Source organism: Pseudomonas gingeri, from assembly GCF_013385635.1.
GTDB classification, from domain to species: domain Bacteria; phylum Pseudomonadota; class Gammaproteobacteria; order Pseudomonadales; family Pseudomonadaceae; genus Aquipseudomonas; species Aquipseudomonas gingeri_A.
The window spans coordinates 45,279-69,172 of the sequence record NZ_JACAPR010000028.1 but is presented as its reverse complement, the minus strand read 5'-3'; the positions used below and the strand labels follow the sequence as shown (position 1 = coordinate 69,172).

At 64.4% G+C, this 23,894-nt stretch carries 15 protein-coding genes and 1 pseudogene; 12 read left to right on the top strand and 4 right to left on the bottom strand.

The genetic code is table 11. The features are described 5' to 3' along the window. Window positions 1–13: 13 nt before the first annotated feature. Window positions 14–5,443: a membrane-targeted effector domain-containing toxin gene (locus HX851_RS28645; RefSeq protein ID WP_177064126.1), complete on the bottom strand. Its 5,430-nt coding sequence runs from the start codon at window positions 5,441–5,443 to the stop codon at window positions 14–16. A 271-nt stretch (window positions 5,444–5,714) separates the two neighbouring features. Between HX851_RS28645 and HX851_RS28640 the strand changes: the two genes are divergently transcribed. The 7 genes from HX851_RS28640 (at window position 5,715) to HX851_RS45205 (ending at window position 14,547) form a co-directional block, all read left to right on the top strand. After that, a complete protein-coding gene (locus HX851_RS28640) occupies window positions 5,715–7,346 on the top strand; it encodes a 5-guanidino-2-oxopentanoate decarboxylase (RefSeq protein ID WP_177055437.1) in 1,632 nt (543 codons plus the stop codon). Between the two features lie 156 nt (window positions 7,347–7,502). Further along, on the top strand, window positions 7,503–8,921 hold the full coding sequence (locus HX851_RS28635; RefSeq protein WP_177064125.1) for an aldehyde dehydrogenase family protein: 1,419 nt from the start codon (window positions 7,503–7,505) through the stop codon (window positions 8,919–8,921). 157 nt (window positions 8,922–9,078) lie between these two features. Further along, entirely contained in the window at window positions 9,079–11,082 is a 2,004-nt protein-coding gene (locus tag HX851_RS45310; RefSeq protein ID WP_177064124.1) for an aminotransferase class I/II-fold pyridoxal phosphate-dependent enzyme, read from the top strand. Between the two features lie 27 nt (window positions 11,083–11,109). Beyond that, window positions 11,110–11,892 (top strand): transporter substrate-binding domain-containing protein, encoded by a 783-nt coding sequence (locus tag HX851_RS28625; RefSeq protein WP_177055432.1) that lies wholly within the window; start codon window positions 11,110–11,112, stop codon window positions 11,890–11,892. 231 nt (window positions 11,893–12,123) lie between these two features. Continuing rightward, complete coding sequence (locus HX851_RS28620; RefSeq protein ID WP_177055429.1) at window positions 12,124–12,837, top strand: ABC transporter permease; 714 nt, start codon at window positions 12,124–12,126, stop codon at window positions 12,835–12,837. Window positions 12,838–12,842: 5 nt separating this feature from the next. Continuing rightward, window positions 12,843–13,541: an ABC transporter permease gene (locus HX851_RS28615; RefSeq protein WP_177055427.1), complete on the top strand. Its 699-nt coding sequence runs from the start codon at window positions 12,843–12,845 to the stop codon at window positions 13,539–13,541. Between the two features lies 1 nt (window position 13,542). Then, window positions 13,543–14,547: a DMT family transporter gene (locus HX851_RS45205; RefSeq protein ID WP_177066551.1), complete on the top strand. Its 1,005-nt coding sequence runs from the start codon at window positions 13,543–13,545 to the stop codon at window positions 14,545–14,547. Here HX851_RS45205 and HX851_RS28610 read toward each other — a convergent pair. Next, window positions 14,503–15,231 (bottom strand): annotated as a pseudogene (locus HX851_RS28610) (TetR/AcrR family transcriptional regulator); the annotation flags it as partial. The gene HX851_RS45205 and the pseudogene HX851_RS28610 overlap by 45 nt on opposite strands. 17 nt (window positions 15,232–15,248) lie before the next feature. Here HX851_RS28610 and HX851_RS28605 point away from each other — a divergent pair. Further along, window positions 15,249–16,265, top strand: coding sequence for a M14 family metallopeptidase (locus HX851_RS28605; RefSeq protein ID WP_177064123.1), 1,017 nt, complete (start codon window positions 15,249–15,251; stop codon window positions 16,263–16,265). 10 nt (window positions 16,266–16,275) lie between these two features. Here the strand turns inward: HX851_RS28605 and HX851_RS28600 are convergent, their stop codons facing one another. Then, window positions 16,276–17,412 carry an aKG-HExxH-type peptide beta-hydroxylase gene (locus HX851_RS28600; RefSeq protein WP_177064122.1) on the bottom strand — a complete coding sequence of 379 codons (1,137 nt, stop codon included), beginning with the start codon at window positions 17,410–17,412 and terminating at the stop codon, window positions 16,276–16,278. Window positions 17,413–17,794: 382 nt separating this feature from the next. Here HX851_RS28600 and lexA point away from each other — a divergent pair, with 382 nt between their 5' ends. From lexA to HX851_RS28580, 4 genes are read left to right on the top strand one after another with little or no spacing between them, the layout of a single operon-like run. Further along, window positions 17,795–18,415, top strand: a complete 621-nt coding sequence (lexA, locus tag HX851_RS28595) for a transcriptional repressor LexA (protein ID WP_177055417.1) — start codon at window positions 17,795–17,797, stop codon at window positions 18,413–18,415. Continuing rightward, window positions 18,415–19,032 carry a translesion DNA synthesis-associated protein ImuA gene (gene imuA / locus HX851_RS28590; RefSeq protein WP_177055415.1) on the top strand — a complete coding sequence of 206 codons (618 nt, stop codon included), beginning with the start codon at window positions 18,415–18,417 and terminating at the stop codon, window positions 19,030–19,032. The genes lexA and imuA overlap by 1 nt, the downstream gene beginning before the upstream one ends. 7 nt (window positions 19,033–19,039) lie before the next feature. Next, window positions 19,040–20,458, top strand: a complete 1,419-nt coding sequence (locus HX851_RS28585; protein ID WP_177055412.1) for a Y-family DNA polymerase — start codon at window positions 19,040–19,042, stop codon at window positions 20,456–20,458. After that, window positions 20,455–23,535: an error-prone DNA polymerase gene (locus HX851_RS28580; RefSeq protein ID WP_177055410.1), complete on the top strand. Its 3,081-nt coding sequence runs from the start codon at window positions 20,455–20,457 to the stop codon at window positions 23,533–23,535. Before HX851_RS28585 ends, HX851_RS28580 begins: the two co-directional genes overlap by 4 nt. A gap of 41 nt (window positions 23,536–23,576) precedes the next feature. Here HX851_RS28580 and HX851_RS28575 read toward each other — a convergent pair whose 3' ends face one another. Further along, window positions 23,577–23,801, bottom strand: a complete 225-nt coding sequence (locus tag HX851_RS28575) for a YgdI/YgdR family lipoprotein (RefSeq protein ID WP_177055408.1) — start codon at window positions 23,799–23,801, stop codon at window positions 23,577–23,579. Between the last annotated feature and the right edge of the window lie 93 nt (window positions 23,802–23,894).

The following is a 23,894-nucleotide window of genomic DNA, read 5'->3' as shown; positions in this document are numbered from 1 at the left end:
TCAGGGGGGCGAGTCAGAGATCGGTGGCTTCGGCCACACGCTCCAGCCTGACCTTTCTGACCAGCGCCTCGCTCAGGTCGTCGATGCTGGCGAACAGTTGCGCTTCGCTGAATCCCCAGCGCTGATGAACGATGTAGAACTTGCCCGTGGCCTGGTCGGTGCGAATGATCGTCGTGGCGAGGGAGCGATCCCTGGAACGATTGATCAGGATGGGCCCTTGGGGAGCCTTTTCGACGGTGAACATGCCGGCACGACTGAGTTGCGGATGGGTGTCGAGTCGGGGTTGGCGCAGGTAGGTGACATCGCTGAGTTCAACCACCTGCCTCAACCTGGCTTGCTGGAGCCCCCATATCAGGTCCTCGATACTTCTGTACTTGACGCCACGGATGTCGCCGAATCTCGGGGCTTCGACATGAAAAACCTCACGGGAATCTCCTGAACTGTCGACAAGCCGGCTGCGGATCACCGGGTGCTCCGCCGGGACCAGCAGACGGGCGCTGTGGGGATCGACCGAGCGGCAGACGACACTGTAGCGATCACCTTTTTGTTCGATCAGGAAATCCTCCGGTCGGATCAGCAGCCCCCTGTGGGGAGCCGGTGTCCGTGGCAACGGCTGGGGCGCCACGTTCACTTCCAGCTTCGCATCGGCGCGTACCAACTGAATATCCTGGGCGTATCGGCCTTGAGTGAACTCTCCCAGGTCATCCAGGACGCGCAGCGGCAAGGGTTGCCCTCCGACATCGACGGCCCGCAGGTTCACCGTCCCCAGCAGGTCGGCCAGGCCCGGTTCGCCGAGCACAGTGCTGGCGTGGGAGTCCTGGACCAGGGCAATCCAGCGATGCGGACCCTGTTGCAACTGGTCCGTGTTGATCACTTGCCGGCCATAGTATTTCAGGGCCCTGGCCCGATTCGGCGTGTAGCTGCCCAGGCTCTCGCGAAAGCTGGTGCCGCAGTCGAGCGCCTGGACGCGAATGTCATGACGCTGTGCGTTGCTAACCACTTCATACAAGCTGTGCGGACCGTTCGGGTCGATCTCCTGGGCGGCATCCTGGCGCCTCAGTGTGTCCCTCAGGCGTTGCGACATGACACCGGTGCGATGGAAGTCATTGAGGTGAACCTGATCGAAGTCCCTCAGGAGATTTTCCAGGTATAGGGTCTTGACCTGATGGTCCATGGCCAGCGAGCGCATGTTGTCGATCAGGAGCTGGCGGCCCGCCCTTGCATGATAGGGCGCGCCGAGGACGATGCCATTCCCGGTCTGGAATCCACGTTCGAGCAGTTGGGTCGAAGAGCCGGCGTCCAGCAGGTCCGTCGCCAGCGTCCGGGGCATTGGCGCCGGGCGTTCGGCGAAGAACACCTGGGCGTCTTCGGTCAGCCGTCGCGAGACCTGGTGGAAGTGAGCGGCTGCCTGGCGCTCCGGTGCAGAAGCATTCGGGGTCACCCAGCCGCGATCAAGCCTTCTGGTTATCGTGCGAATCAGCTCTTCAAGCGCTCCCCGGTGGGTGGCCGCGATCTCGTAGCGCGTAGTGCCGAGCGCCTCGGGCGCGCCACCCCGCAGCCGACCGACAGGCAGGGGCTGCCAAACGTTGCCCGCGCGCACCAGCTGGATATCTTCCGCCCAGCTGTGCTCCCTGAGCAGGTAGCGCTTGCCGGCCCGGGAGCCGGTGCGGTACCACTTGCCCTCCAGTTTCACGTACTGGTCCATGCGCGGCGTGCGATCGACGAACAGGCCGTCGCTCAGGTAGTTCAGTTCCGGCGGTGTCTTGATTTCATAGTCCTTGAGGTCCGCGGCCAGGGATCTGAGGGATGTTGCCGACGAAGGCTCGGCGGCCAGCAACGGTTGCCGGCTACCGTCCTGGCTGAGCCGGGAGGTCCTGACCAGGCGGAAGACCTTGCCGCTGGGCAACGGCCTGATCTGGCGTAATAGCGGTTTGAACGCTTGAAATGGCAAGATACCAGCGACGTCGAGAAGTGTCTGTATCAGCGCATCCGTGGCCTCCTCATGACGGCCCTGGATCAGTGCCTGGTTGACGTTGGCCAGGCCGTACAGGCCACGCAGCAGGTAGACCGGCAGACTGAGCGGCAAGGCAGCGACACCGAGGATGAACTCGATGGCGAAGCGCAAACTCGCGTTGATCCAGTACCAGACGGTGTCACGGTCCACCCGTTGGTTGCTGGCGCCGAAATATTCCACGCTGGCGATCAGGTGCCTGACCCTGGCCTCGTACAATGTGGTGAACAGGTCGTCTTCGATGGGGAAGTAACGCACCAGTGGAAATTGACGGGCGAACAGTTGTGCCGGGTTCCACTGTTCGTTGCGGGCGGCCCGTGTGATGCAGTAGTTCTTCCAGTCCGGTTCGAGCAGCAAGGCTTCGATGGCCGATTTGTCCGCCAGCTCGCGCCAGGCTTTGCCATCGGGGCCTTGTGGCGTGTAGAGCAGCAGGGTACCGGCCGGGTCGTCGTTGCTGATGACCAGCACCTCGTCGATACTCACGCCGTTGCGGGCCTGCTCCGTACCGCCGAGCATCAGGTAGTGGACCTGGACCTTGTAGCCGTCCAGCGGCGGGCGGCCCTGTGCCGACGGGTGCTTGAGCAGATGCTCGATGCGCCTGTAGCCCTTTTCCAGGGAGCTGTCCCTGGCATCGAGAAAGTCCCCGCTCAGGCGCGCGACATAGGCATGCAGCTTCATCCGCGCCCGTTCGCCTTCGACCCAGGCCGTGCGCAGCGCCACCTGGTCCGGGCCCAGCAGTTTTTTCTCAAGCAGCGTCTTGTAGTGACCCGGTGCGTCGACGTCCTTGATGATCGCCCGCACGTCGGTGTCCGACAGGTGCAGCGTGGTCCCTGTCGGAGTGCTGATCTCGGCCTTGAACGTGACCGTTTCACCAAGGCGCAAGCCCTTGATGTTCTCCAGCGCCAGGGCCGTCAGCGACAGGCTGCGCCGGCGGACCTTGTTGACCGCCGGCTGGCTCTGCCAGGCCGGGCTCGGGAAGATAGTGGTCTGGGTGACATGCACCTCGACGCTGTCAGGGTCGATCGTCACCTGGGGATAGCGCTGTTGCAGATGGGTCTTGAGCAGACCGGCCGCGTAAGCCTTGAGGGCGGGCAGGTCACTGAGCGAAGCGGGGACCGGATCGGTTTTCAGGGTGGGGCGCCACAAGGCGGCGAGTCGGGTCTGTTCGTCCGGGGTGATGCTTCTGATCCGATTCAACAGGTCGCTGAACATCAGGTCCTGATTGCGTCGCCTGAGGACGGGGAGAATATCCAGCAGCCTGACCAGACTGACGGCACCGTCCAGTTGTCGGGCAAATTCGCCGACGTCGTTGTACAGGCCCGGAGCACCTTTGGCGAAGCGCCAGGTGGCAGCGAAATCGTCTTTCTGCTTGGCGAGCAAGCCGTCCACCAGTTGTTGGAAGGGATCGCCCTGTTCGAGCCGGTAGCTGAACAGTGACGTGCGTTCGGGAGCGCTCTCGGGGCTCCAGGTGCGCAGTCGCTGAGGCAGCAGGTCGAGCAGCGATTCGCGTTCGACCGCGTCATCAAGGCGCTCGGTCAGGCTCTTCTTCAGTGCCTGCAACGACGCGAATGGTTCCAGGCCACGGCCGATCTGATAGAGCAACGCCGGTAGTTTGTAGGTGTCTTCATCGGGACTGCGGGTGATGACCAGGCAACCTTCTAGCACCAACTCGGAGGGTTGCAGGGCGATCCGGTAAACGTGGATCGGTCCTTCCCCGGGGAATTTTTTCTGGCGTTGGGCATGGGTAGGGTGTTCCAGGATCCGTTCCAGATCCGCGCGCAGGCTTTTATCCAGACCCAGGTCCAGTTCACGCAATTGCGCTTCCAGGCGAATCTGGGTGCGCAGGTTTTCCCGCAGCAGCGGCGCGGCGCTGGCCCAGAAACCGTCCACCTGTTCGCTAAAGCGCGTGTCGAAGCCAAGGGTCGCATTTTCCAGGGTCTTGCCGAAGCGCGCGAGGTCCAGGCCGGCCAGTTGCTGTTCGTCGTAGGCGGCGGTGGCACTGGCGTAGAAGCCGCTGGTGGCCGGGTCGAACGCCTGGATATTACCGGCCAGGTGCTGGGTAAAGATCTCCGTCAGCGTACGGGACTGCGTGACGCCGCGATAGCGCACCTGCTCGCCGCGTTCACCGCTGTCCGACAGCGGCCAGTAAAGGCTTTCCTCAAAAGTGTTGAGGAAGATCGCATCGGGATCTTTCGAGGCGGCCAGGGGGAAGTCATGGGCCAGTTGCCGGCTGAGCAACAGACCGGCGAACCAGTGGAAATTGGGCTGCTGGCGCGCCAGCAACAGGGTGCGTTCATTGGTGGCGGCCAGGGCATCGAAGGCGTCCCGCTGGCGCTGGGCGAGTGGATCGGGGGTGGCGAAGCGGGCGGTCGGGTCCTGTTGGTAGCCGTTGCCATCGGAAAGACGTTGTGTGGGTTCCACGGGAGAGAGTCCTAGCAAGGCGCCCAGATGAGCGCGTGAAAGCGGCGGGTGCTGGTGTAGCAGGCGCTGGATGGCCTGGTGATCGTTCAGGTCGAGGTGGTTGCGCTGGGTGTCCGGCAGGGTGGCGAGGCTATGCCGCAGCAACCGTTGGGTGTCGTCGTTGTGCTGCCGGCTCTCCAGGAACAGGCCTTCATAGGCACGGCTCAGGCGGTCTTCCTGCAGATACCAGCGGGCATCCAGTGCCTGGCCCTCGCTCGGTTCGCCTTCGGACAGTGCCAGCGACTGCAGGTCATGCGCGTTCGAGTTGGCGAGCAACTCCTGGGCCGCTGCCCGGGACAGTCCTGGGATGCGGCTGCGCAGCAGATTCACCAGCGGATCACGGGATTGCTGCCGGAAGGCATGGAGGCTGTCGAACAAACCCCTGCGCTGAGAGGACAGCACAAGCGCGGCCTTCTGCTGGAGCGCCGATAACTGGCTGTCGAGGGTGGGATACTGCCCGCCCAGAAGAGACTCACTTTGTTCCGGACTCAGCCATTGCAGGACACTGCGCCACAGGCTGCCATCGAGCACCCGGGCGCGGTTGATACGCACCCTCGGCAGGTTGGGGGATAGGTCGGGGCCGTACTCGGCGGCCGCCGAATACCCGGGAGGGTCGTAGACCTGCAACACACTTGTCGTTGGCCAGAGCAGTTCCAGGCCGAGCAGTTGCAACTGCCAGGACAGGGTCGTCGCCTCGGAGGCGGAGGGCGAGCCCTGGCCCAGCGCGTCGATGAAATCCAGTATCTCCTGTTCCAGCTCGAAGCGTTGGCGGGTGTCGAGCAATAGCGCCGGCACCTGGCGGGATTCGCGGTAGGCGGCGCGCAGGGTTGGGGTGTCTATACCGCTGGCCAGGCGAATGCGGTGGGCGGTCTCGGCGGGCAGGTCACTCAGAAAATGCTCGATGGCATGCTCCAGCGACACCGGTGTGGCGGCGCTGGCGGGGGGATCGCTCGCGGTGATCGAGGGGCTCATGTAGCAGGTCCTTGTCGTGGCGTGATGGCCGTTATTCAACGCGCAAGCCGAAGGCACGAGGCGGTAATTAATGCTGTAGGCAAGGATGTTCAAAGATGTAACAGGTCCGCGCGCAGAGGACTTGGCAGTGGATTTATTGCTATTTAAAACAATGGGTTGGATCGTATTTAGGATTTTTCGTGGGCGTCGGGGGAGGATTGCCATGCTATTGAACAAGTGTTTAATATCGTCGAGCGGTCCCCCATCACCCCACAACAAGACGAGGGCTAGCATGAGCTCCCAATCGACCCTGCAGGCTTCTTCCACCACGCTTACCGGCGGCCAGGCCCTGGTGCGCCTGCTGGCCCATTACGGTGTCGACACGGTGTTCGGTATTCCCGGCGTGCACACCCTGGAGCTGTATCGCGGCCTGCCCGGCAGCGGTATCCGCCATGTGCTGACCCGTCACGAACAGGGCGCCGGCTTCATGGCTGACGGTTATGCCCGGGTCAGCGGCAAGCCGGGCGTGTGCTTCATCATTACCGGCCCCGGCGTGACCAACGCCGCCACCGCCATCGGCCAGGCCTATGCCGATTCGATTCCGCTGCTGGTGATTTCCAGCGTCAACCATACCGCCAGCCTGGGCAAGGGCTGGGGTTGTCTGCACGAAACCCAGGACCAGCGGGCGATCACCGCGCCGATCACCGCGTTTTCCGCCGTGGCCCTGAGTACCGACGACCTGCCGGAACTGGTCGCCCGCGCCTTTGCCGTGTTCGACAGCGAGCGGCCAAGGCCGGTGCATATTTCGGTGCCGCTGGATGTGCTGGCCGGGCCCATCAGTCGGGACTGGAGCGCTGAAGTGGTGCGTCGTCCAGGACGCGGACTGCCGGGCACCGAGGCGGTGGCAGAGGCGGCCCGCCGGCTGCAACGGGCCAAACGGCCGATGATCATTGCCGGCGGCGGTGCATTGGCGGCCGCGGCCGAGTTGCAGGCCTTGAGCGAACGCCTGGCGGCACCTCTGTTCACCAGTGTCGCCGGTAAAGGCCTGCTGGCGCCGGATGCGCCGTTGAATGCCGGTTCCAGCCTGTGTGTCGAGCCCGGCTGGGAATTGATCGCCCAGGCCGATGTGGTACTCGCGGTCGGCACCGAAATGGCCGATACCGATTACTGGCGCGAACGCCTGCCACTGACCGGTGAGGTGATACGGATCGATATCGATTCACGCAAGTTCAACGACTTCTATCCCTGTGCCGTGGCCTTGCACGGCGATGCCCGGCAGAGCCTGGCGGCCTTGTTGACGCAGTTACCGGCCCAGCCCCGGGATGCCCGGGAGGCGATCCAGGCGGTGGCGAACCTGAGGATCGCGGTCCGTGCCGGTCACGGCGCATTGCAGGCCCTCCACCAGCAGATCCTCGATCGCATCGCGGTGGCGATGCCAGCCGATACCGTTATCAGCAGCGACATGACCCAGCTGGCCTATACCGGCAACTACGCCTTTGCCAGCCGGGCGCCGCGCAGCTGGTTGCATCCCACTGGCTACGGCACCCTCGGCTATGGCCTGCCCGCAGGCATCGGCGCCAAGTTCGGCGCGCCGCAACGTCCGGGCCTGGTACTGGTGGGCGACGGCGGTTTTCTCTACACGGTCCAGGAACTGGCCACCGCCGTTGAGGAACTGGACAGCCCGCTGGTGGTGCTGCTGTGGAACAACGACGCCCTCGGGCAGATCCGCGACGACATGCTCAGCCTGGATATCGAACCGGTGGGCGTGTTGCCGCGCAATCCTGATTTCGCCTTGTTGGCCCGGGCGTTCGGTTGCAGTGTCCGTGAGCCGCAGAGCCTGGACGAACTGGAGCGCGACCTGCGGGCGGGCTTCGCGCATGCCGGCGTGACCTTGATCGAACTGAAGCACGCCTGCGCCCACTGAGCTCCGATGATGATCGTGCCCATGCTCTGCGTGGGTATGCAGCCCGTGACGCTCTGCGTCACAAGAGCGGACGCGGAGCGTCCAGCGAGGCATTCCTTTGCTGCGCGTGGGAACGATCCGCATCGTGCATCCCCCCGATGATGGAGAACAATAACAATGACTACCTACACCCATCTTTACATCAACGGCGACTGGGTCGTGCCCCATGGCAGCGGTGTCGCCGAAGTGATCAACCCGGCCACCGAAGCCGTGACCGGCCAGGTCCCCCTGGGCGATGAGCGCGATGTCGAACGTGCGGTCACCGCCGCGCGCCGGGCCTTTGCCGGTTGGTCGCGAACCCCGGCCAGTGTCCGCGCCGGTTACATCCTGGCGCTGGGCAAGCAACTCAAGGCCCGCGCCGGGGAAATGGCCGCGCTGATCACCGCCGAACTGGGCATGCCGGTGCAGTGGTGCCAGTCGGTCCAGGTCGACGGTCCGCTGGAAGGCCTGCTCAGCTACGCCGAAATCGCCACGCTGATGGAGCAGCAACGGGAAGTCGGCAACTCCCTGGTGATCCGCGAGGCGGTGGGCGTCTGCGCCTTTATCAATCCGTGGAATTACCCACTGCATCAACTGCTCGGCAAGCTCGCGCCGGCCCTGGCGGCTGGCTGTACGGTGGTGGTCAAGCCCAGCCAGGAAACCCCGCTGCATGCCTTCCTGCTGGCCGAGATGATCGACGCCATCGGCCTGCCAGCCGGCGTCTTCAACCTGGTCAGCGGCCCCGGCGCCAAGGTCGGCGAAGCCCTGGCCCGGCATCCGGACGTGGACATGGTGTCGTTCACCGGTTCCACCGACGCCGGCGTGCGGGTGTCGATGGCCGCCGCACCGACGGTCAAGCGGGTGTGCCTGGAACTCGGTGGCAAGTCACCGTTCCTGATCACCGCCGATGCCGACCTCGGCGCCGCCGTGCGCCATGGCGTGCAGGACGTGATGATCAACTCCGGGCAGACCTGCACTGCCTTGACCCGCATGCTGATTCCCCGCAGTCGCTACGCCGAGGCCCTGGAGCTGGCGCGGGCCGAGAGTGAAAGCCTCAAGGTCGGCGATCCGCTGGACCCACAGAGCTTTCTCGGGCCGATGTGCTCGGCGTCCCAGCGCCGCACCGTGCTCGACTACATCTGCCTCGGGCAGCAGGAGGGCGCCCGCTTGTTGAGCGGTGGCGCGGCGTTGCCGGGTGGACTGGAGCGTGGTTTCTACGTGCGTCCGACGCTGTTCGCCGAGGTCGATAACGCCATGCGCATCGCCCAGGAAGAAATCTTCGGCCCGGTGCTGTGCCTGTTGCCCTACGACGACGAGGAGCAGGCCGTGCGCCTGGCCAACGAGTCGCCCTTCGGCCTGTCCAGCGCGGTCTGGGCCGGTACCCCGGCGCGGGCCCTGGAGCTGGCGCGCGGACTGCGTGCCGGGCAGTGCTTCGTCAACGGCGCGGCCTTCAACTATCGGGCGCCGTTCGGTGGCTACAAGCAGTCGGGCAACGGCCGTGAATGGGGCGAGGAAGGGCTGGCGGAGTTCGTCGAAACCAAGGCCATCCAGTGCTGAGAACCGGCACGACTGTCGTGAAAACGACCTGTTTGCGCTGAACGCGAAGCTGACGGATTTTTCCTATTGAACGAGTGTTCAGCTTCGACTATGTTGGCTCCACCACCCCCGGCTGGTTGCGGGCTTGCGTTTCTTCAAATTCGAACGAGGCACTGGCATGCGGTTTTCACCCTTTGTTGAGCGGATCTGCGGCCAAGGCGTCGCGGCCTGGGATATCCACCACGCGGCCTTCGAAGCCCAGCGCCGTGGTGAGGATGTGATCATCCTCAGTGTCGGCGATCCGGATTTCCCCACCCCTGATTTCATTACCGAAGCGGCCATCGAAGCCCTGCGCGAAGGCGACACCCATTACACCGAGATCGCCGGTCGCCTGGCCTTGCGCGAAGCCATTGCCGCTCGCTACAGCCAGCTGTTTGACCGTCAACTGCAGGCGCCGAATGTCATCACCGTGGCCGGAGCGCAGAACGCGCTGTTCATCACCTCCCTGTGCCTGCTCAACGCCGGCGACGAAGTGATTGCCCTGGACCCGATGTATGTGACCTACGAGGCCACCCTCAAGGCTTCCGGCGCGACCCTGGTACGGGTGCCTTGCGCCGCGGACTCGGGGTTTCGCCTCGATGCGGGGTTGCTGGCCAAGGCCATCACCCCACGCACCCGGGCGATCTTCTTTTCCAACCCGAACAACCCCACCGGTGTGGTGCTCAGTCGCGAGGAACTGCAAGCCGTCGCCGACCTGGCGATTGCCCATGACCTGTGGGTGGTGGTGGACGAGGTCTATGAAAGCCTGGCGTTCGAGCGCGAGCATGTCAGCCTGGCGGCATTGCCGGGCATGGCCGAGCGTTGCGTGACCATCGGCAGCCTGTCGAAATCCCATGCCATGACCGGTTGGCGCATTGGCTGGATCGTGGCCGATGAAAGCCTGGTGGCCCATGCCGAGACGCTGGTGCTGAGCATGCTCTACGGCTTGCCCGGCTTTGTCATGGAGGCCGCGCTCAAGGCGGTGCAGGCCCATGACGAGGTGACCCGGGGCATGAGCGAGATCTATCGCCGGCGTCGCGACCTGGTGGTGCGCGGGCTTTCCGATTGTCCGGGGATCGCCGTGCTCAAGCCCGACGCCGGCATGTTTGTGCTGGTGGATGTGCGCGAGACCGGCCTTACGTCCCTGGAGTTCGCCTGGCGGCTGTTTCGCGAAGCCGGCGTCTCGGTGCTCGACGCGGCGGCGTTCGGCGAGCCGGCGCAAGGTTTTGTCCGGCTGTCCTTCACCCTGGGCGAAGAGCGCCTGGAGCAGGCCTGCCAGCGCATTCGTGGGTTTGTCGCGGTACTCAGGGGCGAGCCGCCACGACCGCTGATCAGCCGCGTGACGGTGCAAGGCACGGCCGAGCCGGCTGCGGCCAAGACCATGATCGAGGTCGAGCGCCTGCACAAGCGCTTTGGCAATATCGAGGTGCTCAAGGGCGTGTCGCTGACCGCCCGCGAGGGTGAGGTGATCTCGCTGATCGGCGCCAGCGGCTCGGGCAAGAGCACCTTGTTGCGCTGCATCAACATGCTCGAAGTCCCGGACCAGGGCCGCATCCTGGTGGACGGCGAGAGCATTCACCTGAATTACGACCGCCCCGGCGCGCCACTGGTGGCCGATGCCCGGCAGTTGGTACGGATTCGTTCCAGCCTGGGCATGGTGTTCCAGAACTTCAACCTCTGGCCCCATCGCACGGTGCTGGAAAACCTGATCGAGGCGCCGACCCAGGTCCTGCGCGAGAGTCGTGCCGAGGCCATCGAACGGGCCGAAGCACTGCTTGAGCGCGTGGGCCTCGCGGCCAAGCGCAACGAGTACCCGGCGTTTCTCTCCGGGGGACAGCAACAACGGGTAGCCATTGCCCGGGCCCTGGCCATGCGGCCCAAGGTCATGCTGTTCGATGAACCCACCTCGGCACTCGACCCGGAACTGGTCGGGGAAGTGCTGCGGGTGATCCGCTCCCTCGCCGAAGAAGGCCGGACCATGATCCTGGTGACCCACGAGATGGCCTTCGCACGCGATGTCTCTTCCAAGGTGGCCTTTCTGCATCAAGGGCTGATCGAGGAAACCGGTTCGCCGGATGAAGTGTTCGTACACCCACGCAGCGAACGTTGCCGACAATTCGTCAACGCTCATCAGACTCGCTAACGCATCATAAAAAGACGGGGCAACATCATGGGAAATCGACGATTGGCAAATTGGTTGACGGGCGTGGCCTGTGTCCTGCTGGCCGGCATGAGCGCGGCGCAGGCCGCACCCATCCGGTTCGCGGTCGCGGCCGAGCCCTATCCACCGTACACCGAGAAGCAGGCCAACGGTGAATGGAAGGGCTTCGAAGTCGACCTGATCCACAAGCTGTGCAGTGAAATGAAAGCCGACTGCGAGATCAAGGAAGTGGCCTGGGACGGCATCATCCCGTCGCTGCTGGCGAAGAAGATCGACGTGATCTTCTCCTCCATGTCGGTGACCGAGGAACGTGAGAAACAGATCGCTTTCAGCAAGGCCTACTACGACTCGGTGATCGCGATTGTCGGGCCCAAGGGCGCCTCGGTGAAGAAATATCCGGACGACCTCAAGGGCAAGATCATCGGCGTGCAGAACTCCACCGTGAGCGCCAGCTACCTGAAGGCCTACTACGAAAAGATTGCCGATGTGAAGTACTACGACACCCAGGACTCGGCCAACGCCGACCTGATTGCCGGGCGCATCGACCTGATGATGGCGGACGGTACGGCCATGACCGCCTTCGTCAAGACTCCCGATGCCAAGGACCTGGCCTACCTCGGCGCGGTGCCCTATGACCCGATCTTCGGCAAGGGCGTGGGTGCCGGCTTGCGCAAGGACGACACCGAGCTCAAGGCCCGCCTCGACAAGGCGATCCAGAGCTTGCTGGCGAGCAAGGACTACGACGACCTTTCCCAGCACTATTTCGGCACCAGTGTGAAACCTGCGTTCTAGCGCCTCGATCGTTCCCACGCTCCGGCGTGGGAGCGATCAAACGCAGAACCCGTGTAGGAGCTGGCTTGCCGGCGATGGCGTCCGGATGAGCACTGCAAGGCTTGAAGGCCTCATCGCCGGCAAGCCGGCTCCTACAAGGTTTGCATTGCAAGGTTGATTGACCGGTATGAGTGCAAGCCCGGTTCCCACAGGGTGATGTGGTGCTTTCAAGGCCACTGACTGGAGAGTGAAATGCCAGCAATGTTCGAATTGATCGATTTCAGCGAACAGGGATGGGGCAGTGCGCTGTTGAAAGGGCTCTGGATGACCCTGCAGATTTCGGCCGGGGCCTTTGCGGTCGGGTTGTTCATCGGGCTGGTGGTGGCCTGCCTCAAGCTCGGTGCGCCGAAACCGGTCGCGGCGCTGATGCGCGGCTACACCACGTTGTTCCGGGCGGTTCCGGAGTTGTTGCTGATCCTCTTGCTGTACTACGTCGGTTCCATGCTGCTCAACTCGCTGATGGCCCGGTTCGGCCAGGACGCGGTGAATGTCAGCGGCCCGCTGGCGGCGATCCTGGTGCTGGGACTGGTCCAGGGGGCCTATGCCTCGGAGATCTTCCGGGCGGCGATCCAGGCGATTCCCTATGGCCAGATCGAGGCGGCAAGGGCGTTCGGCTTGAGCGGTTTCGGCCTGTTCCGCCGGGTCACGCTGCCGATCATGGCGCCTTATGCCATGGCCGGGATGGCCAACCTGTGGATCAACCTGATCAAGGACAGTGCGCTGATCAGCGTGGTCGGGACCAACGAGCTGTTGTACACCGCCAAGCAGGGCGCGGGGTCGACGCGCCACTACCTGTTGTTCTACCTCACGGCTGCCGCGCTGTATTACGCGGTGACGCTGGTGTCCAACTACCTGTCGGGACGGCTTGAGCGACGCATCCGTCGCTGGATGCCTTTGGCTGAGTGAATGAAATGATTCCAGCGTGGATACTCGAATACGCGGCGTTGTTGGGCCGCGGATTGCAAACGACCATCAGCCTCCTGCTGGTCTCCAGCGTGCTGGGGTTCGGGCTGGCGGTGCTGGTGGCCCTGGCCAGGTTGTCGAAAAACCGCCTGGTCGCCAAGGCCAGCCTGTTCTATACCAGTGTGTTGCGCGGCACGCCGCTGCTGATCCAGATCTATATCTTCTACTACGGCCTGGGCAGCCTGTTCGCCCAGTTCCCGTTGATTCGCAGCAGTTTCCTCTGGCCCTACCTGCGTGACGGCTACTGGTACATCGTCTTCGCCCTGGTGCTGTCGGTGGGCGCCTATGTCGGCGAGGTGATCCGTGGCGGCCTGCTGGCGGTGCCCAAGGGCGAGATGGAAGCCGCCTCGGCCTTTGGCATGACCCCGCGCCAGTCGCTGCTGCGGGTACGTCTGCCACGGGCCATGCGCCTGCTGTTGCCGACCCTGGCCGGGGAGACGGTGATGCTGCTCAAGTCCACCGCGCTGGCCTCGACCATTGCCGTGATCGACCTGCTGGGCGCGGCCAACGTGGTGCGGGCGCAGACCCTGCAGGTGTACCAGCCGCTGCTGCTGGTGGCCGGGGTCTACGTCTGCCTGACTTTCCTGATCGAGGCACTGTTTGCCTTCGCCGAACGGCGCGGAACGCCGCTGCGCAGGTCGGTGTGAAATGAGTACGCCTCGGGTTGACCGGTCGTTGCAGGGTATTGGTCTGTGCACCCTGGGTTATGCCTTCCTGGCGTTGCAGGATGCCGCGATCAAATGGCTGGTGGCCGATTATTCGGTGGTCACCATCCTGTTCTGGCGCGGTCTGGTGGTGGTGCTCGCCTGCCTGCTGGTGGGTCGCCTGCGCCTGGTCCGGCGGGCCTGGCGTTCGCCGAGCCGGCGCCTGCTGGTGGTGCGTGGCCTGCTGTCGATTGTCGCCTGGCTGCTGTACTACACGGCAGCGCGCGACCTGACCCTGGCGGAAATGACCACCCTGTATTTCTCGGCGCCGATCATGGTCACGGTGCTGGCGGCGGTGATTCTCAAGGAGCATGCCAGCGGTTGGCAGTGGTTCACCCTGATCGTCGGGTTTGTCGGTGTGGTGATCGCTTGCCGGCCGAGCCATATGGCCGACCCCTGGCCTATCGTCCTGACCCTGCTCGCGGCCCTGTGCTGGGCCTTTACCTATATCCAGTTGCGCCAGGTGGACGAGCAGACCTCGGTGCTGGAGCAGATGCTGATCACCAACGTGGTGTTTGTCATCTGCATGGCATTGGTGCTGCCCTGGACCCATACCCCGGCGTCGACCCCGGCCTTGCTGGGAATGCTGGGCGCTGGGCTGGTAGGCGGGATCGGCCAGTTCCTGCTGTTCGCCAGTTTCCAGCGGGCCACGGCGACCCTGCTGGCACCGTTCGAATACACCGGGCTGATCTGGGCGTTCCTGCTGTCGAACCTGATCTGGGGCACGCTGATGGATGTGTCGCTGATGATCGGTGCCGGACTGATCGCGGTCAGCGGCACCCTGGCGATGATCTTTGGTCGTCACCCGTCACAGGACGTCGTCGGCGCCGAATGCTCCGTGTCGCAGCCCCTTTATCCAGCAACGGCTGATATGGAGGCCGTTGGCGGGGCTGAAGGTCTCGGGGTTCAGACACCACTCGAGCCAGAGTCCGTCGAGCATCGCCGATAGGCCGATGGCGGCCAGGCGACTGTCGTGGATCGTGAAGCCCTCGGCGGCGGCCAGGTCGTCGAGCAACTGGCGGATCAGGTCGAGGTAGGCACGATAGCTTTTTTCATGGGATTGGCTGACGTGTCCGGAGTGGCGGATCAGGCTCCAGAACACCACCCAGACTCCGAGCAGTTGCGGGTCCATGATCCGTGGCGAGAAGGACCCGACCAGGAAGGCATCGAGCTTTTCCGCGGCGCTGCCGGCCTGGCGGACTTCTTCGAGCAGGGTGCTGGTCAGTTCGCTGGCGAGCTTGTGGTAGGTGTCGGCGATCAGCGCATCGATGGTGCCGAAGTGATGGTTGAGCAGGCCGACGGAGACCCCGGCCTCGGTGGCAATGCGGCGCACGGAAATGCCGGCATGGCCATCCCGGGCCAGGCAGCGCAGGGCGGCGGCGATCAACAGGTCACGGCGCTCGTCGGGTTCGGCGCGGCGAAATTTGCGGGTGTCGGTGCTCACGGGAGTCCTTGTTTGAGGCGGTCTGAAAGTGCCATGGGGTGCCTGTACACAAGGCCCGGGGCTGGCTCGGACACTGTGGGAGCGGGCTTGCCCGCGAATAGGCCCGCAAGAGCGGTAGAGAAGTTCGCAGATGTTAGTTGAACGTACGTTCAATTTCCACTGTCGGCAGCAACGATTTTTAACGGTCATGACGGGAGGGCAAGACGATGGCGCGGGATATTTCGTTCAGTGTGCGCAACAACAATGGTGAGGCGGTACGCGTCGGCGCCTGGCGGTTCGACGGCGATGGCAGCGGGCTGACGGTGCACTTGCAGGCCGGGGTGCATGCCGATGAAATCGCCGGGATGCTGGTGCTGCACCTGCTGATGCAACGGCTGGCCGTCGCCGAGGCCGCGGGCCGGCTCAGGGGCAGCGTGACCGTGGTGCCCCAGGCCAATCCCCTGGGCATCGGACAGTTTCGCCAGGGACGGATCCTCGGGCGTTTTCACGATGCCACCGGGCAGAATTTCAACCGCTCGTTCGATCAGTCGGCGGCGCTGGCCCGGCCCTCGACCAATGTCCAGGAATGGCAGAAGCAACTGGTGCAACTGGCGGCGCCGGCGGATGTGATGCTCGATCTGCACACCGATGACGAGTCGCTGCCTTACCTCTACGTGCACCGCGGTTTCTGGCCCCGTGGTCGGGCGCTGGCGGCGGCGATGAAGATGGACGTGGCGATCATCTGGGATGACGGCGGCGACGGCTCCTTCGAGGAAACCATCATTGCGCCCTGGCTGCGTGATGGCGATACGGCGCGGCATATGGCGGCGACCCTGGAGTTGCGCGGGCAGGGCGATGTCAGCGACCGCTTCGCCGAACAGGACGCCGAAGGCCTGTACACCTGGCTCTGTGGCCAGGGGGTGATCAGCGAGGACCTGACGCCGGGCGACTGGCCGGTGGAGGCCATGGAGATGGGCCATATGGAAACCATCCTGGCCCCCCAGCCCGGTGTACTGATCTTTGAAAAAGACCTGGGCGAGCGGGTCGAGGAGGGCCAGCGGTTCGCCCGGATCCTCGGGCGCCCGGGTGAGCCGTCGTCGGAGGTGATCCTGTACGCCGAGCAGGCCGGGCGGATGGTCACGCGTTACCGCGACCGGCTGGTGTCCCAGGGCATGGTGGTGGCGAAGTTCACTGGCAGCCGGGTATCGCGCAACTGGAGCGGCGGCTTGCTCGATCCGAACTGAGTCGGCCGGCTTATCCCGCCAGGCTCAGGTCACGCGGCCTGGATGCGCGGAGCAACAGGCTGGCGTGCTGCCGCTCCATTGCCCGCACATCCTCGGCCAGGTTATCCAGCAGGATGCGGCCGTGGGGCGTGAAGTCACGACTACCGGCCAGCTCCGGCAGGGCCCGGCCAAGGCCACGCAGGCTGAACACCAGGTGCTCTTCGGCCCGTTGCATTTCACTGGCCGGGCGCTGGCGCACGCGTTCCAGGTACTTGGCCCGCATCAGTTGGGCAAAGAACCCCTGGAAATACTCGGCCAGGTCACAGGGCCGGTTTGACCAGGGCAGGAAATACAGGCGCTGTGCGCTGATCCGTGGGTCGATCAGCGGGCTGATTTCCTCGATGTAATACAACAGTTGATGGGCGCTTTCACGCACCAGCGACTCTTCGACATCGAGCAGCGAATGGTCCTTGGCCGACAGCAGGATAGTGCCGCCGTAGCGCGGGGCCGAACCCTGGCGGAAGGTGCCGTCCGGCAGGTAGCAGATCAACTTGACCAGATGGCGGAACTGCTCGTGGCAGCCAGGCCAGGTCATGGCGATCCGGGACAGGGCGACATTCACCACATCGCTGAAAAAATGAATGGAGTAACCGCTGTCTTCGAGGCGTTGGCGGGTTGCTGCGTCTTGCGGGAAGTCGTAGCAGGGCGCGAGTACCCCGGCGATCAGCGGATCGATATCGAACCGCTGGATGGGCGGGCGATGGGTATATGGATGCTCACTTGCGGCGTTGGATATTCGTTGCAGGATATCCGGCAGTTCCCGGAGGCTGCTTTGCAAGGGCGAAAGATCATGGCGCAAGCCATCGAGCACTTCCCGGGTAAGGTTGCAGACCCGGCGTGCCCAGATCTGGAACACCGATTCATTGATGATCGCCCGCCGCTGGGCGACCGGTAACAGGATCAGGTTCGCGGTACTGGCAAAGAACTCGTCGAGTCCGCTCGTCCCCGGAAACAGTCGATAAGCTTCGGCGTACAGAGCGGCGAGGGTGGTGTAGCGATCCTGGCTGATCTGGTCCAGCAGGCGATAGAAACGATCCGGTGTCGAGTCGGGCAGGAAGGTATTGCGCTCGAACAGATCGTCAAGTTGGGCGGTATGGAGTGGGTGCATGTTACTTGACCTTTTTATGCAAGTTTCCGTTCTCGGGGTGAAGTCCATTTACAGGTCTCTGTTCAGCGTTGCAGGGTATCTCGTGGGGGATTTTTGTTATTGATGGAAACGCTCACGCTATAACGATCAGGTTTTGCTTTTCAATATTCACGAGTGTTTTTCCACTGTTGTTTTTTGTTTTTAAGTCCGGGAAGTTACTTGCATGTTTTAGTGTGCGGGATAGTTCTGTAGGTAAGTTCCATCATTGCTGTTTGTGTTTATTCGTAGGGGGCGAGGCCGGGTGCTTTTCTCCGGGGGGGCCAGGACGAAGGGCGCCCGATTCAAGCCGCGCGGCGGGCTACCGACTGGCGGCGCTTGTCAGGAAAAGCCCATAGGAGTACAAATGTACTCCATGACGACTTTAAGCCCCCGCCGTTCCGCCATCCTGACCTTTATCCGCGACCGTATCGCGGAAAACGGCCAGCCCCCGAGCCTCGCCGAGATCGCCGAGGCCTTTGGTTTCGCCTCGCGCAGCGTGGCGCGCAAGCATGTGGTGGCGCTGACCGAGGCCGGTTTTATCGAGGTCAATGCCCATCAGGCGCGGGGTATTCGCCTGCTGAACCGGCCCGCGCGCCCGGCCTTGCTGGAAATCCCGTTGCTGGGACGAGTGGCGGCCGGCGTGCCGATCGATGTCGATGCCGAGGTCCACAGTCGCTTGTGGCTCGATCCGGGGCTGTTTTCCCGCACTCCGGATTTCCTCCTGCGGGTACAGGGCGACTCGATGATCGGTGACGGTATTCTCGATGGCGACCTGGTGGCGGTGCGGCGCAATGTCGAAGTACGCAACGGCCAGATCGTCGTGGCCCGGCTCGACGGCGAAGTCACCATCAAGCGTTTCGAGCGCACGGCTGCCGGAATCCGCTTGCTGGCCCGCAACCCGGCCTATGAACCCATCGTGGTTGATCCCGAACACCAGGAACTGGCCATCGAAGGTGTGTTCTGCGGCCTGGTGAGGCAAGGTTGATGGGCGCCGTGGTTGCGCTGGACGCGCTGCTGGACGAGCGCCGGATCTGGAAGGGGCGGCCGGCGGTACAGGCGCCGAGCCTGCAAACGACCGGGCATGCCGCCCTGGACGCGGTGCTGCCCGGCGGCGGTTGGCCGGAATCGGCACTGACGGAAATCCTCATCGCCGGCGAGGGCGTGGGCGAGTTGCAACTGGTCTGGCCGACCCTGGCGCGGCTGTCGGCGCGGGGCGAGCGGATCGTCCTGGTGGCGCCGCCCCATGTGCCCTATCCCCAGGCGTGGTTGAGCGCGGGCGTCGACCTACGGCAGTTGTCGGTGATCCAGGCGACACCACGGGATGCCTTGTGGGCAACTGAGCAGTGCCTGCGCTCCGGCAGTTGCGGGGCAGTCCTGTGCTGGCCGCAGCAGGTCGATGACCGCGCCCTGCGCCGCTTGCAGGTGGCGGCGGAAACCGGCCAGACCCTGGCGTTTGCCTACCGTTCGCTGGAGGCGGCGCTCAACCCGTCGCCGGCGGCCCTGCGGATTGCCGTCGATGGCCGGCCCGCGCAGTTGCGGGTACTCAAGTGTCGCGGCGGTCTGGCCCATGCGGCGCCGATTGCCTTCAGTACCGGGCATTGAGGTTGGCATGCGTTGGGTCTGTATCGTGTTTCCGCAATTGGCCCTGGACGGCGTGCTGCGCCGCACCGCCGAGCCCGATGCACCGCTGGCGCTGCTGAGCGGCTCGCCGCAACGGCGGATCGTGCAGGCGGTGAACGCCTCGGCCCGGGCCCTGGGCCTGCGTCCCGGACAATCGCTGACCGCCGCCCATGCCCTGACCAAGGCTTTTGCCAGCGCTGAATACGACCCTGCGGAAATCGCGCAGTGGCAACAGTTGCTCGCGGCCTGGGCCTATCGTTTCAGTTCCCAGGTAAGCCTGGGTTATCCCCGTGCCGTGCTGTTCGAGATCGAGTCCAGCCTGGGCCTGTTCGGGCCCTGGCCGCAGTTGGAAGCGCGCCTGCGCGAGGAACTGACCGAACTGGGATTTCGCCATCGGATCGTGGCCGCGCCCCATCCGGCGGCGGCCCGGGTCCTGGCCAATGCCTACGATGGCCTGGCCCTGGCGGATGACGCCGCCTTGCGCCAGGCCCTGGGACCGATGCCCGTCGACCGGGTCGGGTTGGCGCAGGAGGCGGCCACGGCCCTGTCGCGCATGGGGCTGAGGACCCTGGACCAGGTCCTGGCCTTGCCCCGCCACAGCCTGGCCCGACGCTTCGATGCGACGCTGCTCAAGCACCTCGACACCCTGCTGGGCGAGCGGCCCCTGGCCCTGGCGTTCTACCTGCCGCCGGATCGCTTCGCGGCGCGCATCGAGCTGAATTTCGACGTGACCTCGCATCAGGCGCTGCTGTTTCCCCTGCGCCGGTTGACCGGTGACCTGGCGGCGTTTCTCTGTGGCCGTGACAGCGGTGTGCAGCGTTTCGAACTGATCCTGGAGCATGCCGGAGTGGCGGACACGCGGATCAAGGTCGGCCTGCTCAGTGCCGAGCGCGACCCGGCAATGCTGTTCGAGCTGGCTCGCGGGCGCCTGGAGCAGGTCCGGGTCGAGTCGCCGGTACGCGGTTTGCGCCTGGAGGCCGAGGACCTGCCGGCCTTTGTCCCGCAACACCGCGAGTTGTTCGACGAGCGTGCGCAACAGTCCCTGCCCTGGGAGCAATTGCGCGAGCGCCTGCGTGCCCGCTTGGGCGATGACGCGGTGCAGGGCCTGCGCTTGCAGGCCGATCATCGTCCCGAATGTGCCTGGCAGCCGCTGGCGGCGACCACGTCCGGTCCGTTGGCCGCAGCCGGTCCGCTGCGGCCCGGCTGGTTGCTCAAGGAGCCGCTGGCATTGCCCGAACAGGCAGCCAGGGTATTGCTGGGGCCGGAACGGATCGAGTCGGGCTGGTGGGATGGCGCGGATGTGCGCCGTGACTATTACCTGGTCGAGACCCGTACCGGCCGGCAGGCCTGGGCCTATCGCCCGGTGGGGGAAAGCGGCCCGTTGCTGTTGCAGGGCTGGTTCGCATGAGTGGCACGTATGCCGAGCTGCATTGCCTGTCGAACTTCACTTTCCAGCGTGGTGCTTCCAGTGCCCGGGAGTTGTTCGAGCGGGCCAAAGAGCAGGGCTATCAAGCCCTGGCGATCACCGACGAATGCACCCTGGCCGGGATTGTCCGGGCCTGGCAGGCCGCGCAGGCGTGCGATCTGCCGTTGATCATCGGCAGCGAACTGCAGATCGACAACGGCCCGCGGGTGCTGCTGCTGGTGGAAAACCTGGCGGGTTACCAGGCCCTGTGCCGGCTGATCACCCTGGCCCGGCGTCGCGCGGAAAAAGGCTGCTATCGCGTGCTGCGGGAGGATTTCGCGCAGCAATTGCCGGGATTGCTGGTGTTGTGGCTGCCCGGACGGGCTGTCGCCGAAGCCGATGGCCGCTGGTTGCGCGAGCGCTTTCCCGAGCGTCTGTGGCTGGCCGTGGAGCTGCATTGCGGCCAGGACGATGAGCACTACCTGGCGCGGCTGCTGGAGGTCGCCGCCGGGCTGGCGATTCCGGCTGTTGCTAGCGGCGACGTGCATATGCATGTGCGCAGCCGCCGTGCCCTGCAAGACACCATGACCGCCATTCGCCTGCATACCCGGGTCGCCGAAGCCGGGCAGCAGTTGCACCCCAATGGCGAGCGTCACCTGCGCAGTCTGGAAGTGCTGCGCGGGATCTATCCGCCGGCCCTGCTGGCCGAAACCCAGGTCATCGCCCAGCGTTGCGGCTTCGATCTCGGCCAGTTGCGCTACCAGTATCCCCGTGAGCTGGTGCCGCAGGGGCAGACCCCGACCACCTGGCTGCGCCATCTGACGGAAGAGGGCATCCGCCGCCGCTGGCCCGAGGGGATCGGCGACCAGGCCCGGGCACTGATCGAGAAAGAACTGGAGTTGATCGCCGAGCTGGAATACGACAGTTACTTCCTGACGGTGCAGGATATCGTCGACTTCGCCCGCAAGCAGGGCATTCTCTGCCAGGGCCGCGGATCGGCGGCGAACTCGGTGGTGTGTTATGCCCTGGGTGTCACCGAGTTGAACCCGGATCGTACCCATATGCTGTTCGAGCGCTTCCTGTCCCGTGAGCGCAACGAGCCGCCGGATATCGACGTCGACTTCGAGCACGACCGCCGCGAAGAGGTGCTGCAATACGTGTTCCGCCGCTATGGTCGCGGCCGGGCGGCGTTGACCGCGGTGGTCAGCACCTACCATGGCGCCGGGGCGGTGCGCGATGTGGCCAAGGCGCTGGGACTGCCGCCGGACCAGGTCAATGCCCTGGCCGATGCCTGTGGCCACTGGAGCGATGAACCGCCGGCTCCCGAGCGCCTGCGCGAAAGCGGTTTCGATCCGGACAGCCCGGTACTGCGCCGGGTGCTGGGACTGACCCGGCAACTGATCGGCTTTCCCCGGCACCTGTCCCAGCATCCGGGTGGTTTCGTGATTTCCGAGCAGCCGCTGGACACCCTGGTGCCAGTGGAAAACGCCGCCATGGCCGAGCGCACGATTATCCAGTGGGACAAGGATGACCTGGACAAGGTCGGCTTGCTCAAGGTCGATGTTCTCGCCCTGGGCATGCTCAGCGCGCTGCGCCGCTGTTTCGACCTGGTGCAGCAGTACCGTGGCGGACCGCGCTGGACCCTGGCGAGCATTCCGGCGGATGACCAGCCGACCTACGCGATGATCGGTCGGGCCGACACCATCGGCGTGTTCCAGATCGAGTCGCGGGCGCAGATGTCGATGCTGCCGCGCCTCAGGCCGAAGAACTTCTACGACCTGGTGATCGAAGTGGCGATTGTCCGGCCGGGGCCGATCCAGGGCGGCATGGTGCATCCGTACCTGCGTCGGCGGGACAAGAAGGAACCGACGACTTATCCGTCGCCGGAGCTCGAAGAAGTGTTGCAGCGTACCCTGGGAGTGCCGCTGTTCCAGGAACAGGTGATGCAGATCGCGGTGGTGGCGGCGAACTACACACCGGGCGAGGCTGATCAGTTGCGCCGCTCCATGGCCGCCTGGAAACGCCATGGCGGCCTTGAACCGCATCGCCAGCGGCTGGCCGAAGGCATGGCCAGCAACGGCTATCCGCCGGAGTTCGCCGCGCAGATCTTCGAGCAGATCAAGGGGTTTGGCAGCTACGGTTTTCCCGAGTCCCACGCCGCCAGCTTTGCCTTGCTGACCTACGCCAGTTGCTGGTTGAAATGCCATGAGCCGGCGGCCTTCGCCTGTGCGCTGATCAACAGCTGGCCCATGGGGTTCTACAGTCCGGACCAGATTCTCCAGGATGCCCGCCGGCACCAGTTGCAGATCCGTCCGGTGGATGTTCGCGCCAGTACCTGGGACTGCAGCCTGGAACCGACTGAAGGTGCGCAACCGGCGCTACGTATGGGGCTGCGGATGATTCGCGGATTTCGCGAGGAGGATGCGCGGCGGATCGAAGCGGCTCGCGGGCTGAGGACCTTCGCGGACATCGCCGACCTTGGCGAGCGGGCCCGGCTCGATACCCGCGCCCAGGAACTGCTGGCGGATGCCGGCGCCTTGCGTGGCCTGGCGGGCAACCGTTATCGGGCACGCTGGGAAGTGGCCGGGGTAGAGGTGCAGTTGGGCTTGTTCGCGGGGTTGTCGAGGGACACGGAAAAGCCGGTGGCCTTGCCGTGTCCGAGTGTCGGCGAGGACCTGCAGGCGGATTACGCCAGCCTTGGCACTACCCTGGGACCGCATCCGCTGGCGCTGTTGCGTGGGCAATTGCAAGCCTTGCGCTGTCGCAGTTCACGGGAGTTGCAGGCGGTCGAGCACGGTCGGCCGGTGAGCATCGTCGGCCTGGTCACCGGCCGCCAGCGACCGGGCACGGCCAGTGGCGTGACCTTCGTGACCCTCGAAGACGAGTTCGGCAATGTCAATGTAGTGGTCTGGCGCGACCTGGCCGAACGCCAGCGGCAGGTGCTGGTGGGTTCGCAGTTGTTGAAGGTCGACGGGCGCCTGGAAACCGAAGGCGAAGTGCGCCATGTGATTGCCGGGCGCCTGAGCGACCTGAGTCCGATGTTGGCGGACATTACCGTGCGCAGCCGGGACTTCCGCTGAAGCCTGGCGATGATCGTTCCCACGCTCGATGGTCGAGCAAGTCAGTCCTGCGCCTTGACCGTCGCTACATCGGACGCCTTGATCCGGATCACCTTGCCGGAAATATCCTCGAACTCGTAGAAGCCATCGGCGGAATGGGTTTTCGGCAAGTCCTTGGTCACGTACTGGGTACCGTTCTGCAAGGTCACCACGGTGGGCGTCGAACAGCCTGCCAGGGTCAGGAAGGTTGCTGCCAGTAGCGGCAGGCTGAGGAATTTCAGGTTCATGTCAGTCTCCAGAAAACATTCGTTGATTGTCCGTGTGGCAAAAGTGTCGTGTCAAACGAGGTGAGCGTGCCCGTTGGCTGTGCCTATAATCAG

Bases quoted from the DNA above. Each gene is read 5' to 3' on its own strand.
- HX851_RS28615 (WP_177055427.1), top strand. From the start codon at position 12,843: ATGATTCCAGCGTGGATACTCGAATACGCGGCGTTGTTGGGCCGCGGA.
- HX851_RS28605 (WP_177064123.1), top strand. From the start codon at position 15,249: ATGGCGCGGGATATTTCGTTCAGTGTGCGCAACAACAATGGTGAGGCG.
- HX851_RS28635 (WP_177064125.1), top strand. From the start codon at position 7,503: ATGACTACCTACACCCATCTTTACATCAACGGCGACTGGGTCGTGCCC.
- HX851_RS28585 (WP_177055412.1), top strand. From the start codon at position 19,040: ATGCGTTGGGTCTGTATCGTGTTTCCGCAATTGGCCCTGGACGGCGTG.
- imuA (WP_177055415.1), top strand. From the start codon at position 18,415: ATGGGCGCCGTGGTTGCGCTGGACGCGCTGCTGGACGAGCGCCGGATC.
- HX851_RS28580 (WP_177055410.1), top strand. From the start codon at position 20,455: ATGAGTGGCACGTATGCCGAGCTGCATTGCCTGTCGAACTTCACTTTC.
- HX851_RS28600 (WP_177064122.1), bottom strand. From the start codon at position 17,412: ATGCACCCACTCCATACCGCCCAACTTGACGATCTGTTCGAGCGCAAT.
- HX851_RS45205 (WP_177066551.1), top strand. From the start codon at position 13,543: ATGAGTACGCCTCGGGTTGACCGGTCGTTGCAGGGTATTGGTCTGTGC.
- HX851_RS28645 (WP_177064126.1), bottom strand. From the start codon at position 5,443: ATGAGCCCCTCGATCACCGCGAGCGATCCCCCCGCCAGCGCCGCCACA.
- HX851_RS28625 (WP_177055432.1), top strand. From the start codon at position 11,110: ATGGGAAATCGACGATTGGCAAATTGGTTGACGGGCGTGGCCTGTGTC.
- HX851_RS28640 (WP_177055437.1), top strand. From the start codon at position 5,715: ATGAGCTCCCAATCGACCCTGCAGGCTTCTTCCACCACGCTTACCGGC.
- lexA (WP_177055417.1), top strand. From the start codon at position 17,795: ATGTACTCCATGACGACTTTAAGCCCCCGCCGTTCCGCCATCCTGACC.
- HX851_RS28575 (WP_177055408.1), bottom strand. From the start codon at position 23,801: ATGAACCTGAAATTCCTCAGCCTGCCGCTACTGGCAGCAACCTTCCTG.
- HX851_RS28620 (WP_177055429.1), top strand. From the start codon at position 12,124: ATGCCAGCAATGTTCGAATTGATCGATTTCAGCGAACAGGGATGGGGC.
- HX851_RS45310 (WP_177064124.1), top strand. From the start codon at position 9,079: ATGCGGTTTTCACCCTTTGTTGAGCGGATCTGCGGCCAAGGCGTCGCG.